The sequence below is a fragment of the Melioribacteraceae bacterium genome, assembly GCA_019638015.1.
Taxonomy (GTDB): domain Bacteria; phylum Bacteroidota; class Ignavibacteria; order Ignavibacteriales; family Melioribacteraceae; genus JAHBUP01.
On record JAHBUP010000001.1, the window covers coordinates 3,761,476 to 3,775,604 of the forward strand.

The following is a 14,129-nucleotide window of genomic DNA, read 5'->3' on the forward strand; positions in this document are numbered from 1 at the left end:
TTTGTCATATCCCAATAATTAATTAGGCATCAAACCAGTAAGAGAATTTAATCATAAACACATCATCCCCTTTGGCATTCCACAGATTTTTGAAGTCTCTCCTGAAATCCATGTTTCCGGGATCATCATAATTCTGCTGATTATGAGACCACACAAAATAGAATATTGAACCAGGCATAAACTCCCATCTCAATACTGCATTACCTCTGAGCGATTTAAAATTAAAATTAGGATTGTTAAAAACAATTGGTGAGGCACCGCCCTGTCCATCAGGGTCAGCAGTGTATTCTTCTTTAGTTTTATCATAATTTATAGATGATCCATTTTGTCCAAAGTAGAAAAAGTCTAAAGAGCGAGGTTTTGCCAATTCTTTATAATTGCTATAATCTCCAACTGCAAATAAGGGCTGCATGAATAACTGAAGTGATAGTTGTGGCGTAAAAGTCCAATTTAATCTTATATTTCCTGAAATTACTTTTTGATCTAATCTGGCAAATACATGGCGCGTGTTATAAGTTTTTGAGGCTAAAACATCATCAAAATTACCAACCCATTGGTTTTGCTCTCTACTTATTTGTATTCCGGGACCAATACTAAATTGAATTTGAGAATTTGGGCGCCAATCGAAATCCAACTCAAATTGTTTATAGCTTCCACCAATTTTATCTTTTGCATAAGTGCCATATAATTCAAAAATTAATTTTTCACGACTGTCTGAATAGCTGTTAAAATCTAAAACATATTCTGAAGGTCTTAGCATTAATGGACCTCCCCGGGTACTGAACTTATCAAATGTTTCAAATGTGTAATTTCCCCTTAATCCAAATCCCCAATAATTTTCGAACTGAAAATTTGTATTTGCCCAAATAAAATTACTAAGTAAATTTCCTTCAAAATCAAAAGTTCTTGCGTGAGCTACATAAATCATTTTTCTTCTAAATATTCCATCCGGCTGAAACCATCTATAACCTAAAACTAAATGCGAGTTTATTCTATCTGCCGCAAATTGGAATCCAAGATCATTATGCTCAAACCCGGGTGAAGCAGCACCAAGTGCAGCGTTAATATAAAAATCTCCCTCCTGCTTGTTGAGCATCAATCGACCATACCACCCGCCGAGTGATTCTAAATTAGGATTGAATGTTGCATAAGTCGCATCAGGACGTTGAAAATATCTGTATTCCTTTTTCTGTAATAACCCCATAAATTCTTTTGTACCATGTATATAAGAACCAGCGAAAGCTCCAGTAACGACGTATATTTTTTTATCATCCAAGAATGTGTATCCGTCCAAGCCAAAAGTAAACGCGTTTTTTGCAAGTGATCCACTAAGAGGAGTGTAACTTAAATCACGATTTACACTGGTTGCTATTAAACCTACAGATTGCATTCCCCCATTTAATTCTCTTTTTAGTCTAATAATTCCATAATGGCTAAAGGGCTCAACTTCTTCATTTGTTTTCAATCCATCATTGTAAAGTTTTGCATATGTTCTTTCTGTAACAGCACTGATAGCCCCAATGGTAGTTTGCTCATCAATTTTGCCGGTTAACTTAGCCGCTCCCAATATTCGGGATTCAGTGGGGTAGTTTATATAATTAGCATCAGATGTTGAACCTTGCGGAGAACGGCCAATTCTACGGGAATAAAACAATTCCGGCCAGCCGAAGTTGAAGCCCCAATTGTTATTAGCCCCATCAATTCCAAACATAAATGTGCTCGAGCCTTCGATAAAAAAGGGTCTCTTTTCCTGAAAGTAAGATTCAAAGGCGGAAAGATTAATTACTGCAGGATCAACTTCAACCTGCCCAAAATCGGGATTAATTGTAGCATCAATATTTAAACTACTTCCAAGCCCAATTTTAAGATCGGCGCCAAGGGTGGTTTTATATTGATTGGATTTATAAAAAGGATCATCCGATTCATGTTTTAAGTATTGAGCCTTTTGAACAATGTAAGGAAGAATTTCGAATCTTTGACTTGGGTTTATATTCTTGAGTCCTTTTAGTTCGGCGAAACGGGAAACAAAACCACTTTCATTTTTTGGAACCATCACAAAATATGATTGCTCTTTTAATCTTTTAATTTCTCTCCCGAAATTAACTCCCCAAACCATTTCATCAGCTTTATTAAAGCGTAGTTGAGAGAATGGAATTTTCATTTCCACTATCCAGCCAAATTCATCAACTGAAGTTTTTGCCTCCCACACACCATCCCAGGTATCATCATCCCAACTATCGTTAAACAAAATACCATCTGATATTGAACCGCTTGCATTAACCACAAAAAAATAGCCTGTCTTTTTATCATTATATGGATCGACAAAGAATGCAAATTTATCCGACTCATATCCCGCATCTCTTCTTGTTAAACTTAGATCGATCATATTTGGCTGGGAATCTTTAAGCCGGGCAGCTACATAGATATAATCTTCATCATAAGCCACCCAAACATTAGTTTCTTCTGTTGCCGGATTCCCCTCTTGGGGATCTTTCTGGACAAAACCGGTGACCGCCTCACCATTCCAGAATGGCTCATTTAATTTTCCATCAACTTCTATTTCCGTTCTCGAAATTTTAAAAGCGGGCACACTTTTATGATTTGTACTTTTGCGTTCGGCTAGTAAAATAATTGGGATTATTAGAATAATGGCAAATACTATTTTCATCAAATTCTCTTTCAATTAACGCTACTTTAGACTTGCGACCCTTATTAAGGTTACGTAAATATTTTCAACAAATTTTCTCATTTTATTAGAAAATCTATTGGAATATCGGAATTTTTATAGGGGTATTTTTTTTACACTTACCTAATCATATTTTTTTATTTTACAGCAAGGGTTAATTTTTCCCGGCATTGGTAGTTGTTCGATTATAATTTTTAGAAGAAGAGTTCTTTAACACAAGAATAATAAAAAAGAAAGGAATAGTATGAGCGATAATAAAAGTGAAGTTGGAACAATTGGATGGATTGATTTAACCGTAGAGGATGCCTCCGGAATTAGAGATTTTTATTCATCAGTGGTGGGATGGAGTTTCGAGGAACATGCTATGGGGGATTATAATGATTATGTAATGAAATCGGAAAATAATTTGCCGGTCGCCGGAATTTGTCATAAACTCGGTTTCAATAGTAATCTCCCCTCAAAATGGTTAATATACATCACTGTCAAAAACCTCGATCAAAGTCTTGCTCAGGTTATTAATTATGGTGGTAAAATAATTGATGAAGTTAAAAACTACGCCAATATGGGAAAGTACTGCGTAATTGAGGATCCAGCTGGGGCAGTATTAGTATTGTTCGAGAAATATTAAAATGATGGAAACGTTATCTTTTAAACCATTTAAAGAGAAAAGTAAATTTCGAAGTAATTATAAGTTGCATGATCTTGCTGAAACTCACGGAAATAATCTGCTAACTCAATGGGGAATAAGTTTTATTCCATTCGGTGAGGATAGAAGACTAGAAAAGTCATGGGAAAAAGGGAATGATAAACCAGATATAATTATTGAGCATAAAGGAAAATTTTCACTGTTAGATTGGAAGGGGAAGAAATCAAATAAATTTATTGCTAATAAACGCGCTATTGAATCATATATCAGGTGGGAAGCAAAAACCGGTATGCCTGTTTTTCTTGCGTTTATAGTTTTTGATGATAAATTTAGTTTATGTGACCGAAGAATTGTTCGACTTGGATTTCATAATTTCATTGAATGTGAATTACTTCAATGGGATAAAAATGAAACAGTAATGTTTAATGAGGATGTGCCAAGATTCACGAAGGATAACCTGCTAATGTTAATGAAAAAGAATTTAAGCTAATGGATCTTAAAAAAGAAATTGAAAGAATATTTCTTTACTCTTCCGATAACAACGAGTTATTCGATGCTTTTGCCGAGTCGATAAAGTATAATTTTGAATCTATTGATATTTATAAGGCTCTCATCGCTAATCAAGCGTTGTCTGTTGACGAAATTAAAATGTACACCGAAAAACTTATTACAACATTTCCCAGATTTGGATATGATTTATTGATGTGGACAGCCAATATTTTTGAGAATTTTCAAAAAGAACAAATTAGAATGGAGGAATCTTTTAATTACTACTCGAGAGCTTTAGATTCAAAACCCGATGTATTCATTCCATACCTGAGTTTATTAAAACTTATTAACTACGATTTTGACACATCCTTTAATCAAGATATTATAAACAAAGTTTTATCAAGCGTGCATAATGTGGAATCTAAAAGTAAAGTCTATTTTGGATTGGCAAATCATTATAAAAGATTAAAAGATTCACAACTGGAAGCAAAATATCTATCATTAGGCATTAAAGCGGCAGAGGAGGAACGAAGAAAAAAAAGTTGAGGAGGTTTTGTTGAGATGTTCACAATCTTGTGGGTTCATCTATTAAAATTACAACCTCTACTAATAATAATAACCAATCGTAAAATAAAAATATGTTGGTCCCCAGAGTATTGGATTATTACTTATATTTTTCTGCAGTAGAAAACTTTTCCCAACGGAGAAATCTGCCGGACCGATTGGAGTTTTTATAGATAAAGTAGCCCCGGTTCCATGTTGTAAATCTTTAAATCTGATTGCTTCTCGATTTTCCCAAATAGAACCTAAATCATATCTTAATTTTACAAAACTGTCAAAGAATAGTTTGAATGGAAGCTTATACCGATATTCAAGAGACCCCAAGATAACTTGTCTACCTCGATACTCGTAGTCTCGCATACCAAAAAAAGAATTTTGTCCGCCAAGTGAAAATTGCTGGCTAAGAGGAAGTGTATTATCGGCAAATCCAACCATTGTTCTAAATCCCCAAACATGATTTGGACTTAGGCTAAGAATACTTTTATAATCTATAAATATTTTCGCGTACCCGATATCACCGCCAAGCGCAGTTTGAGCTGTCTCATAGTATCCTTTAAATTGTATTCCCGAAGTGGGAAAAGGATAATCGTTTTGTGAATCTACCGACAAAGAGATTCTAAAACTAGATATGTCAATTTTATAAGTTTGACCCGAATAATCTGATTTATTTTTTATTTCATCCCTCTGATAACGCGCTTCAAATAAGAGATTTCCAAATTTTTGAACCTGAGAACCAATTCCAAAGGAACCGCCATAAAATATTTGTCTGTACTCCTCCGATTTATCACGTCTAAATTTTGATAATGTATTTGTTTGAATATTTTTATAAACATTAACATCATTAAAATCATGAAAGAATTTCAGTTTGTAAGTTAGGTAAGTTTCAAATACTCTGTTAGATTTTTGCTCAAGACTGAAAGACCTATTTCGAGACCCACCTGAAGCTGTAAACCCAATTTCTGTACCTGAGCCAAAGAGATTTTCTTCACGTATATCTAGCGATAGTTGATTAAAATTTTCGTTATCAATCCGAAAGCCGGCGCGCAAAATTCCGGTTACTTTTTCTGTAATGTTAATATTAACATTTACCTTACCATCTTTTAAATCAGCGGTTAGTTCAACATTCTCAAAAAGATCGGTACTTCTAATATTCACCAATCCTTTTTCAGCAGATTCATACTTAAATATTTCACCGGGATTCATTGGTAGTTCCCGCAAAATTAATACCGGATTTGTCTTTCTATTACCCGAAACATTTATACTTTCAACAACCCCCTCTTCTACCGAAATAATCAAAGTACCATTTTCATTGTTAAAACTAACTGATTTGATGTTCGCAAGAGAATATCCATTATTGCGGTATTCTCGTATTAGATTTAAGCAAATAGAAAAAATTGAGTTGCCGGAGAAGTATTTGTTGATATTACTTGCAATAAATTCTTCCAGCCAGACTAAATCCAAACCATAAGCACCTGCAATAATAATATCTTCAATTAATGGATTTTCAATTGCAACAACTGAGAATATATTATTCGTCTTTTGTTCTTCAATATGAAATTTAATTTCTGACCACCTGCCAGTCCTTTGAAATTCATAAAGCTTATAATAAAGGTCTTCTATAGATACTGAATCCCGCAAATTTATTTTATCAAATATTTCTTTTGTTATTTCATCAGCATCATTACTTATTGTAAGATTTCTGAAATATCTTTCTTCCAGCTCTAGAGAACTTTTAAACTTTTGTATGAAATCTTTTTTTATTTCAACAGCAGCAGCCTTTCCTGCCTTGTAACCTTGTTCAACCAAGAAATCAAAGTCACTGAAATCATTATTTTTTCTTCCATTTAACGATGGCGTTATTACGAAGTCAGCTACTTCTAATTGTTGATCGTTTAATATATTCATAGGGATGCTTACTAGCTGATCAGCTATTATCCATGGAAAATTAAGCTCGGGCTGAGTATATAAAGGACTGGAAGAATTTACGGCTACAATTATATCGGCTCCCATTTTTTTTGTTTGGCGTGCAGGCACATTTGCAACGAGTCCACCATCCACTAATAAAAGTGTATCGCTTTTAACAGGAGGAAGTAAAAGTGTTACGCTTGAGCTAGCCCTCATCGAAGTACCAAGTGGACCTTTATTAAGTACTACCTCTTTACCGGAAACTAAATCACTACTTATTGCTCTGTACTTATAAAGCAATTTGTCATAATCAGAATAATTTTGAATTGGAGCGTTAACCGCTAATAAATTTAGAAAATTTGAGGCTCGTTGTCCTGTTGACACAGCTGTTGGTAATATTAGATTAAATCCATCCAATCTAAAAGTAACAATTGCTCTATCCTCAGTTATTTTTTGATCAATAAATAATTCATTACGTCCCGATTGTTGCGGTGAGAAAAACGAATTCCAATCAACGATCTTAAGAATTGAATCCAGTTGGGTTAGTGAGTAGCCCGCTGAGTATAATCCCCCAACGATGCTTCCCATGCTTGTTCCAAGAATCATGTTGATAGGAATATTTTCCTCTTCGAATGCCCTAAGCACTCCAAGTTGTGAAATTGAGCGGGCACCTCCGCCACTTAGGGCTAATCCAATTTTAGGAAAATTTACAGGTACTTTTTCTATAATTCCAAAGGGTAATGTTTTTTCGGTGAGTTGTAACTCAATGGTTGTATTTATTTGAGCGGAAAGAATCCCTGTACTGAACACAATTGCAAAAAGAATCTTTTTTATTTGTTGTATCATCAGATAATTCTTACCGCTCTAAAATTTATTTTTTCTTACCGCTCAATTTTTTTTGTGCTTGCGCCTGTTTTTCGGCGGCTTCCATCATCCTTGCCATAAAACCTTTCTTTTTATTTGGATCGGCTACTGGTACAAGTTCTTCCTGACCTTTCTTGTGTGTTACATAATATTGCTGGATTATCGAAAGTAAATTGAACATAAAATAGTAGAGGTTTAATCCCGAAGGAAAAGTCATAAACATTAATGTAAACATTACAGGCATAATATAAACTAGTGCTTTTTGAGATGGATCCTTGATGCTCATTTTTTGTTGAATGAACATAGTTACGCCCATTAGAACAGCCAAACCGCTTATTATATTAATCTCAAATAGTGGGATAGTAAACGGGAGTCTTACTAACACATCCGGTGCTGATAAATTATTTATCCAGAACATAAATGGCTGCTGTCTAATTTCAACCGCGTTATTAAACAAGCTCCACAACGCAATAAATATTGGCATCTGAAGTATCATGGGTAAACATCCTCCCATCGGATTTATTCCATAAGTAGAATAAAGCTTCATTGTTTCTTGCTGCTGCTTTTGCGGATTATCTTTAAACTTCTCCTTCATCTCATTAATTTTTGGCTGAAGCAACTGCATCTTACGCATTGAGTATAAACTTTGACGAGTAAGTGGATGCAATGCTATTTTAATTATTATTGAAAAGAGAATAATTACAAATCCAAAATTTGGCACAAAACTGTGAAGAAACTTGAACAGAGGAAGCAAAACATATTCTGAAATCGGGCGAATAATAAACTTCAAGCCAAAGAAACTTCCAAAATCAACAACTTTTTCAAAATTAAGATTATATGCTTTGAGGATATCATACTGAATAGGTCCAAGATAAAAAGTAAATGAGTCTTTCTGATACTTTTGATCATTGAAAGGAATTTTTAAACTGGCACTGTAAGTTTCCCGATCACCCCATTTATTTTTATAATAATTACCCTCAAAGTATGCACCTCCCTCGCTTTTAGGATTATCAGGTGCAATTAACATTGTAAAGTATTTATTTCTAATTGATATCCAGTCAACTTTGCCATTTAAGTCTTTTGTAATTTTTGAGCCGTCTGAAGCAGCATCAACAATAACCTGCTCTTCTCCCATATATGCGCTCGCATTTGAATGGGTTGCTTCATCGGTAGCATTTTTTTCAACAAAATTTAATCCGCTGCTCCAAACCAAATCATACCTAAATCCGCTTATAATATCATCCATATTCTCAAATTCTAGATCCATCTTCGAAGCATAATTATTGCCGAATAACTTAAAATTCTTTTTAATAGTCTTTCCATTATCGGTAGAAAAGATGTAGGAGAGCGAAAGAGAGTCATTACCACTAATAATATAGTGTGAATTATTCAGAGAAGGAGTAAAATCCAGGATTGAAGTATTTACAAGCTTTCCCTCTTTAGTTAAGAAGATAACACTTAGGTCGCCGCCTGATTTCGAACTTACTAACTGAACTTGCTGAGTATAATAGCTGGTGTCTTTTACATCGGAGTGATACCAAGTTTTATACTGCTTGAGGTAGAAACGTTTAATTCTGCCCCCTTTATTCGTAAATTCGATGCGTGCTAAATCAGTTTCAACCGTAATTAATTCTTCCATTGAGTTTTGTAACGTACCAAAAGGGGTTTGTTCAAGCGGGATTTGTGCTGTGACGGGAGCACTTAATTCTTTAAGGGAATCATTATTCTCGGTGCTGTCTGTTTTCTCGGTTACTGCCGGTGCCGGTTTATCTTTTGGAATATCCTGAGGAGTTGGGGAATTAAAATAAAGCCAAACAACTAAAACTAAACCAATAAGTACAAATGCAATTGAAGTCTGTCTATCCATGAAAAGTCCTATTTTATTCTACTGGGTCAATCCCGCCTTTATTAAACGGGTTACATCTTAGTATACGCCAAACAGCTTTTATTCCACCTTTAAATATGCCATACTTTGTAATTGATTGAACTGCATACTCAGAACAAGTTGGATAAAAACGGCACGACGGAGGAAATAACGGCGAAATAATTTTTTGATATACTTTTATAAGGGAAACGAAAATCATTCGCATTTTATAATTTCTTCTCAATCATATTCATCAGTTCAATTACACTGGGCATAATTTCACTCAAATGGATTTTTGGAATCTTTTTCTGATTAAAATTATAAGGAGAAAAAACTATTTTAAGATTTATCCCTTTGTCATGAACACTATTCGTCAAAATTTCTTTGTTGAGTCTAAAAGATTCTTTTAAGAGTCTTTTAACCCGGTTGCGCCACACCGCGTTTCCACACTTCCTTGAAACAGCAAAAGCCGTTTTTATTTCACTCATTTCAGAATTACTTTGAATGATAAAAACAGCTTTTAATTTTTGCGATGAAGAAAGAAGCGTTTCTCCGGCAGAGTATATTAACTGAAAATCCTTTTTACTTTTGATTCTTTCTTTTTTAGAAAGACCAAATTTTTTCAAGTTAACGTTCGTCGCTTACTGTTAAACTTTTTCTCCCTTTAGCTCTGCGGCGTGAAAGAACTTTACGTCCGTTCTTAGTTGCCATTCTTTCTCTGAAGCCATGCTTGTTTTTTCTTTTTCTGTTGCTTGGCTGAAAAGTACGTTTCATTTTATAACCTCTTTTTACCTAATAATCTTTTGAAAGTTTGCAAAATTAAACATTTACGTTAACATAACCAAGATTTGCTCCCCCATAAATCGCAGAATCCTTTAAAAACGAAAGGGCGGGATTTTTCGCTAAAGGCCCAGCCGAAGTACCTTTAACTAAAATCACCGCCGCCATCCAGAAAGCTTTTTGAGGGTTACTGCTTTCTCATTTTGAAGATGTATTATTTGGTACTATATAAACAATCGATGTGCCAACAAAAAAGCCTCTTTTTGTTCTAAAAAGAGGCTTTAAAGTTTTAGGTTTGCATCATTTTAAGATGCTTTCCCAAATTGAATCATTCATTAATTCATTGATTATTATGGGCCAACATTTATATCAACCCCTTCATTATTTTTTTCTGTTCTTTTATATGAATTAAAATTATAGCTGATATTGAGTGTAACAATTTGTTTTTCTGGCTTAACCAGCATTCTACTACTGAAATTAGAGCCAAATGTTGTATAGTCATAATTTGAAGTATTTAATAGGTTTCTGGCCTGAAGGGTTAAACTCAACTTTTTATCGAATAAATCCTGTCTGAGTGTAAGATTCAGAAAGAGCATTGGTTCAATTTCTGATTGTGGGTCTTGTTGCCTGCCTGCATAAAAACCGGTAATCATAAATCGAGTATCTTTTGAGAAAAAGATATTGGCATTCAACCTTGCATTCCATGTAAATTTCTCAGAGTTAATTATTTTATCACCAAAACTTCCCGATAAATCATTGTTATATAAATTAACTGCCGGGTCAAATCTTAAAAATACTGCTGGGGAATAGCTAGCCGAGATCTCAGCACCATAAGTTTTTGAACTGGCAAAATTGCTGAAATATGAGATATACTTACCAGTTGCATCAACATCTTCAGCCTCGGCAATCATATCGTTCTGCTCTCTAAAATAAGTTTGAACTGATAGGAAAACGCTTGCGATCTGTTTCTGATAATTCAGTTCAAATGAATTGATAAATTCTGGTTTTAAATCTGGATTGCCATAAATTATGGCGTATGATGTATTCCAGAAAGGATATGGATTAAGCAAATTTTCGTGGGGACGATTAATTCGACGGCTATAACTTAATTGAAACAGATGATCGCCAAATAATTTAGTTGAGATACTCCCGCTCGGGAAAAGATGCAATTTCTCATACTTATAATCTTTTGCCATACTTATCTGAGTCATTAATCTATCGGTATATTCAGCACGTAACCCTAATTGAAATCCAATATCATAAAAGGAGTTCGAATATTTTACATAACTCGAATAAACATTGTTTTTAAAATCTAATTTATTGGTATAAACCGGATCAGTTTTCCATCCCAGCTCTACCCAATCATAAATTGTATTTGAGTTATCGATATTTCTAATTGAAATATTTGTTTGCAATCCGGCTTCAAGAATAATTTTCGGATCGAAGTTATGTGTGTAGTCCAGTTTAATTCTTCCCTCATTACGGTTAACATTATTTATAAATGTAGCAAGTTTTGGATTTGATTCTTTTACCTTAAACCGATCATCCGTTTTAAATTCATCTGTTAATTGTGTGCTGGGTAAATTAACATTAGTGTAAATCGCTTCTAAGCTAATCTCATCAATTTTCGGTTCAATCTTCCAGTTATAGTATAAAGTAGAATTAAAATATTTAGCTGATAGGCCCACTTTATTATTTATAAGAGAATATAATTTAGCTCCATTTGTATTTTGATTAATATACCAATCATAATTCCTGTTAAAATCTACTCTTCCCGCATTGCCGGAAATGGAGAGCATACTGTTTTCTGATAAATCCTGTTCAATGCCAAATCTTCCATCGAACTGATCACGGACATCTCTTCTTTTCAGAAATCCTCCATTATTAACAGGAGAGGAACCGGCATTAGAAAAGATATCAACTTCCTGATCCATTAAATTGGAATATCTTCTAGCGCTAGCATTTCCATTTAACCGGGTTGAAATAAGGTTATAACCAAATGTAAAATCGCCATTGTATTTATCTCTGCTTCCCACACTTCCATTTGCAATACCACTCAATGAACTCGCGACATCCTTCTTCAGTATTATATTAATTATTCCCGATGTGCCTTCAGCATCATACTTTGCGGAAGGGTTCGAAATTATTTCTATGTTATCAATAGTATTTGCGGCAATTTGTCTGAGCGCATCATTACCCTGCAAAACCGAAGGTCTGCCATTAACCAAAACCGTAAAATTAGAACTACCTCTAATTGAAATATTACCTTCAGCGTCTACTGAAACTGAAGGCTGATTTTGAAGCACATCAAGCGCGGTACCGCCGGAATTATTAATGTTTTGGGAAACGTTGATAACTTTTTTATCGAGCATGAATTCCTCGCTATACTTTTCACCCACAACTTGTGCGGCTTCAATTTCTACCGCTTTTTGTGAAAGTTTAATAGTTCCAACACTTTTCTCATTTTCTCCATCTTTAATAATAATGCCGGTTATATTCGTTTTATCATAACCGATATAACTTACAACTAAGTAGTACTCACCTTTATTAAGGTTCGTGAGTATAAATTCACCGGTGTTTCCGCTTACAGTTCCATTAACAAATGAGGAATCGGAAGAATGCTTAAGAACAACATTTGCGTATTCAACCGGAGCGTTGGTTTTGGAGTCAAGTATTAGCCCCTTTAATGTTGACTTTTTAGCATCTCCATTAAATCCGAATGCGGAACATGATATTAGCAACATAGTTAATAGTAATAGATGTCTCATCACATCTCCATTTTTTTGTGAGATAAGACGGAAGTTGATGGTGAAAGTTTTTAAGTGAATAAATTATTACCCTAAATAAGTAGATTTATTATTTGTGGGGATTGAATTGAGTTTGGAGAATGATTACAGTTTTATCCTTTAGCGGCTTTATAAGCTACAGCATTATCAACCAGACTAAAAACAGCACGGTTTAATTCTTCTTTTACTTCGAATGATTTGCCCTTTATAGTAATAATTGTTCCCGGATAAACAGTTTTAGAAACAACCACTACAGGTTTATCTACATTATAATAAGCTTCTTCAATTTCCTTAACTTCTTTTTCCAATTTTTGAAGTTGACTGACATTTCTTTGCCAAATATCTTTGATAGTGAGCAACTGTAAATTTTTTGCTTTGCCGTCCGGCTTTTGGGCTATTTCAGAAATTTTCTTTTTCAGCTCTTCCATTTGCCGAAAAGTTTCAGCTTTTTCCGCTTTCTTTTTTAAAAATTGTTCTCGGTATTTCATAACAATTCCTACCTCAATTTCAGTAACAACATTGTATGTATTGCCAATTGTTGCGGCTATAATTTTATTAGTAGCTGTTAATCTGCCTCCGAAAATTACACCATTGGTTTTGACTATTGTAATTTCATCTTCACATTCCAGATTGGAATTTCGTATTTCATTCTGCACATAAATACACCCTCCACATTTAACATTTTCGTTGGCTATATAACTTGTATGTAAATCCTCACCCACTTTTATTAGTGCTTTTCCTTCCCCTTTAATTCCATCCTTAACTCTAAGGGTTCCGCCACAATTAATATTTGCATTTTCGACCGCGCCTCTAACATCAATATTATATGGAGTTTCTACTGAGAATCCCGGTTTAACATCCTCTTTTATCTCAACGGCACTTTTAACATGAATATTTCCGGTGGAATAATCGACCGAACCATGCACCATGAAAAGTTTTTGCACTTCAATTGTACTTGTCCTGGAATCAAAAAGTACAACCCCTTCAATAGTAGATTTTATTAGCTGAGCATCATTCTGATCTCTATATGTACCCGAACCGGCTACTAAATCTGCTTCTTTACCCCTAATCCCGGGTAACAAATTTCCATGAATATCAGTCCCCGACTCACCAAGTGCAGCCGGAATTCTTCTTAATAAAGGAGCATCTTTTTCGACACTATGAACTAAATTTACCTCTTTGTAGTCTACGTGTCCATCTTCCCTAATTTGAGGTTTTAAAGATTTTTCAGTGGGGAAATAATATTCAAGATATCCATTCTCACCTACTTTAGGAGGTTTACCTTCAGCAACAAGAACTCTTTCCTCATCAACTTCACCATTGACAATTTTATTTAATGCCTCTTCAATTATCCCATATTTTATATCGGCGGTATCAAGCAGACTTTTTAAATAAGCCATTGTTAATGGAATTGCTTGATCAGGCTCAGAATCTTTTAAGACAATATTAGCCTTCATTCTTTTTTCAAGAATTTCCACCTTTGCGGTCTTTGAAATATTTTTAACTTCGTCCGACATATGGCATTGGTTTAATAATTAACACTAATTT

Annotated in this window: 11 protein-coding genes; 3 read left to right on the forward strand and 8 right to left on the reverse strand. The window is 34.4% G+C overall.

Features of this window, described 5'->3' with window-relative positions; genetic code table 11:
* Positions 1–22: 22 nt before the first annotated feature.
* A complete protein-coding gene (locus KF816_16125) occupies positions 23–2,668 on the reverse strand; it encodes a carbohydrate binding family 9 domain-containing protein (protein MBX3009550.1) in 2,646 nt (881 codons plus the stop codon).
* Between the two features lie 262 nt (positions 2,669–2,930).
* Between KF816_16125 and KF816_16130 the strand changes: the two genes are divergently transcribed.
* From KF816_16130 to KF816_16140, 3 genes are read left to right on the forward strand one after another with little or no spacing between them, the layout of a single operon-like run.
* A complete protein-coding gene (locus tag KF816_16130) occupies positions 2,931–3,314 on the forward strand; it encodes a VOC family protein (protein ID MBX3009551.1) in 384 nt (127 codons plus the stop codon).
* 1 nt (position 3,315) lies between these two features.
* Positions 3,316–3,822: a hypothetical protein gene (locus KF816_16135; protein MBX3009552.1), complete on the forward strand. Its 507-nt coding sequence runs from the start codon at positions 3,316–3,318 to the stop codon at positions 3,820–3,822.
* Positions 3,822–4,367 carry a hypothetical protein gene (locus KF816_16140; GenBank protein ID MBX3009553.1) on the forward strand — a complete coding sequence of 182 codons (546 nt, stop codon included), beginning with the start codon at positions 3,822–3,824 and terminating at the stop codon, positions 4,365–4,367. The genes KF816_16135 and KF816_16140 overlap by 1 nt, the downstream gene beginning before the upstream one ends.
* 60 nt (positions 4,368–4,427) lie before the next feature.
* On the opposite strand, the gene KF816_16145 is transcribed toward KF816_16140, so the two are convergent.
* The 7 genes from KF816_16145 to KF816_16175 form a co-directional block, all read right to left on the reverse strand.
* Positions 4,428–7,133, reverse strand: coding sequence for a BamA/TamA family outer membrane protein (locus tag KF816_16145; GenBank protein ID MBX3009554.1), 2,706 nt, complete (start codon positions 7,131–7,133; stop codon positions 4,428–4,430).
* 25 nt (positions 7,134–7,158) lie between these two features.
* Positions 7,159–9,018, reverse strand: coding sequence for a membrane protein insertase YidC (gene yidC / locus KF816_16150; GenBank protein MBX3009555.1), 1,860 nt, complete (start codon positions 9,016–9,018; stop codon positions 7,159–7,161).
* 13 nt (positions 9,019–9,031) lie between these two features.
* The gene (yidD, locus tag KF816_16155) at positions 9,032–9,241 is read right to left on the reverse strand and encodes a membrane protein insertion efficiency factor YidD (protein ID MBX3009556.1); all 210 of its coding nucleotides are present in this window, start codon (positions 9,239–9,241) and stop codon (positions 9,032–9,034) included.
* Position 9,242: 1 nt separating this feature from the next.
* Positions 9,243–9,641 carry a ribonuclease P protein component gene (rnpA, locus tag KF816_16160; protein MBX3009557.1) on the reverse strand — a complete coding sequence of 133 codons (399 nt, stop codon included), beginning with the start codon at positions 9,639–9,641 and terminating at the stop codon, positions 9,243–9,245.
* A gap of 1 nt (position 9,642) precedes the next feature.
* Positions 9,643–9,789, reverse strand: coding sequence for a 50S ribosomal protein L34 (gene rpmH, locus KF816_16165; protein ID MBX3009558.1), 147 nt, complete (start codon positions 9,787–9,789; stop codon positions 9,643–9,645).
* A gap of 356 nt (positions 9,790–10,145) precedes the next feature.
* Positions 10,146–12,563, reverse strand: coding sequence for a TonB-dependent receptor (locus tag KF816_16170; GenBank protein ID MBX3009559.1), 2,418 nt, complete (start codon positions 12,561–12,563; stop codon positions 10,146–10,148).
* Positions 12,564–12,694: 131 nt separating this feature from the next.
* Positions 12,695–14,098 (reverse strand): DUF342 domain-containing protein, encoded by a 1,404-nt coding sequence (locus tag KF816_16175; protein ID MBX3009560.1) that lies wholly within the window; start codon positions 14,096–14,098, stop codon positions 12,695–12,697.
* Between the last annotated feature and the right edge of the window lie 31 nt (positions 14,099–14,129).

Bases quoted from the DNA above. Each gene is read 5' to 3' on its own strand.
- yidD (MBX3009556.1), bottom strand. From the start codon at position 9,241: ATGCGAATGATTTTCGTTTCCCTTATAAAAGTATATCAAAAAATTATT.
- KF816_16175 (MBX3009560.1), bottom strand. From the start codon at position 14,098: ATGTCGGACGAAGTTAAAAATATTTCAAAGACCGCAAAGGTGGAAATT.
- KF816_16125 (MBX3009550.1), bottom strand. From the start codon at position 2,668: ATGAAAATAGTATTTGCCATTATTCTAATAATCCCAATTATTTTACTA.
- KF816_16170 (MBX3009559.1), bottom strand. From the start codon at position 12,563: ATGAGACATCTATTACTATTAACTATGTTGCTAATATCATGTTCCGCA.
- KF816_16145 (MBX3009554.1), bottom strand. From the start codon at position 7,133: ATGATACAACAAATAAAAAAGATTCTTTTTGCAATTGTGTTCAGTACA.
- KF816_16135 (MBX3009552.1), top strand. From the start codon at position 3,316: ATGATGGAAACGTTATCTTTTAAACCATTTAAAGAGAAAAGTAAATTT.
- KF816_16140 (MBX3009553.1), top strand. From the start codon at position 3,822: ATGGATCTTAAAAAAGAAATTGAAAGAATATTTCTTTACTCTTCCGAT.
- KF816_16130 (MBX3009551.1), top strand. From the start codon at position 2,931: ATGAGCGATAATAAAAGTGAAGTTGGAACAATTGGATGGATTGATTTA.
- rpmH (MBX3009558.1), bottom strand. From the start codon at position 9,789: ATGAAACGTACTTTTCAGCCAAGCAACAGAAAAAGAAAAAACAAGCAT.
- yidC (MBX3009555.1), bottom strand. From the start codon at position 9,018: ATGGATAGACAGACTTCAATTGCATTTGTACTTATTGGTTTAGTTTTA.